1 protein-coding gene is annotated in these 1,221 nt (G+C 65.4%); it reads right to left on the reverse strand.

Annotated features, from left to right (window positions below; all coding sequences use genetic code 11):
• Positions 1-19: 19 nt before the first annotated feature.
• On the reverse strand, positions 20-1,117 hold the full coding sequence (locus PXK01_RS21920; protein ID WP_274861733.1) for an ISAs1 family transposase: 1,098 nt from the start codon (positions 1,115-1,117) through the stop codon (positions 20-22).
• Positions 1,118-1,221 lie beyond the last annotated feature (104 nt).

Genomic DNA, 1,221 nt, shown 5'->3' on the forward strand with positions numbered 1-1,221 from the left:
CAGGGCAATCGCATATGGCTCATGCCGCCGCTAAGCCATTGAGAACGTTGCGTAGGAAGTCGTCGTCCCAGCCTGCTCGCTTGAGCTTGATGGAGAGAGAACCCTTCGACGTGTCTCTGCGCATGACATCGAGGGCGCGGCGGCGCAGGATTGCGATGTTGCCCGGGCCGTTATCCCTTCGGTTGCGTGCGGCATCTTCGCGGAACGACACGTCGAGCTGCCAGTGCAGACTGTTCTCGATGGCCCAGTGGGCACGTACGGTCGCCAGCAGGACCTCCGGCGTCGGCACCCAGGACAGCGCGAAATACCGCGTCTCCGAGCTTGTGCCGTCGGCCGTCTTGCGGGTGGCCTCGACCCGTCCAAAAGCCTTCAGGCCCGGGAATTCATGATGCTCGGCCAGAGACTTGCTCGATACGACAGCCGCCGTCCGGGTTTCGGCGCGCCCGTGGCTGTCATCCTCGCTTACCGCGCTGGGGAGCGCGTCTGGCTGCGTCCCGAAGCAGGCCCGGGCATCGGACAGGAGCGAGTCCTGGTTGGCCTTGAGCGCGAGGCACCAGTCGCCGCCACCCGCGTTGATCGCTGCAACCGTACGGCGATTGCAGTGCAAGGCATCGGCGGTCACGACTTTTCCCTTGAGCGCGATCAGGCCGAGCGCTTCGATCGCAGCCTCCAGTTCCGTGCCCCGATCGGCCGGCACGCTGGCCAGCGTCAGGCGCAGCCGCGCCGCATAGGCCGAGACCATCATCCGCGTCCGGGCACTCTCGCCCACGTCGCGGGCCCCGCGCAGGGCCTTACCATCAACGGCAATCACATCGCCGTCCTGAAGGAGTGCCGCGACATCGGCCAACACGCGCCCGAACGCGGCGTCGAGCGCCTTCGGATCGATCATCCGGAACACGGCCGAGAAGGTGTCATGCGACGGCACCGCGTGCTTGAGCTTGAGGAAACCCCTGAAAACGCCCTCCTTTGCGCGCCCGAAGGCCGCCATCTCGGCGCAGGAGGTTGCGCCGCAAAGCACCGATATGAACGCGATGACAAGCAGCTCGCCAAGGTCATGCCGCGTGTTTTCGGCGCGTGGATCGGGGACGTCTTCGAAGGCGGAAAGGAACAGATGCATGGCGGTGACGGGCTCCAGGAGGATGAGTCCACCATCAGAATCCATCCCGGTGTCAGCCGCAAGACGCGCCTGTCAGCTCGTCACCGCCATATGCGATTCCCCTG

Source organism: Phaeobacter sp. PT47_59 (genome assembly GCF_028890025.1).
Taxonomy (GTDB): Bacteria; Pseudomonadota; Alphaproteobacteria; order Rhodobacterales; family Rhodobacteraceae; genus Phycobacter.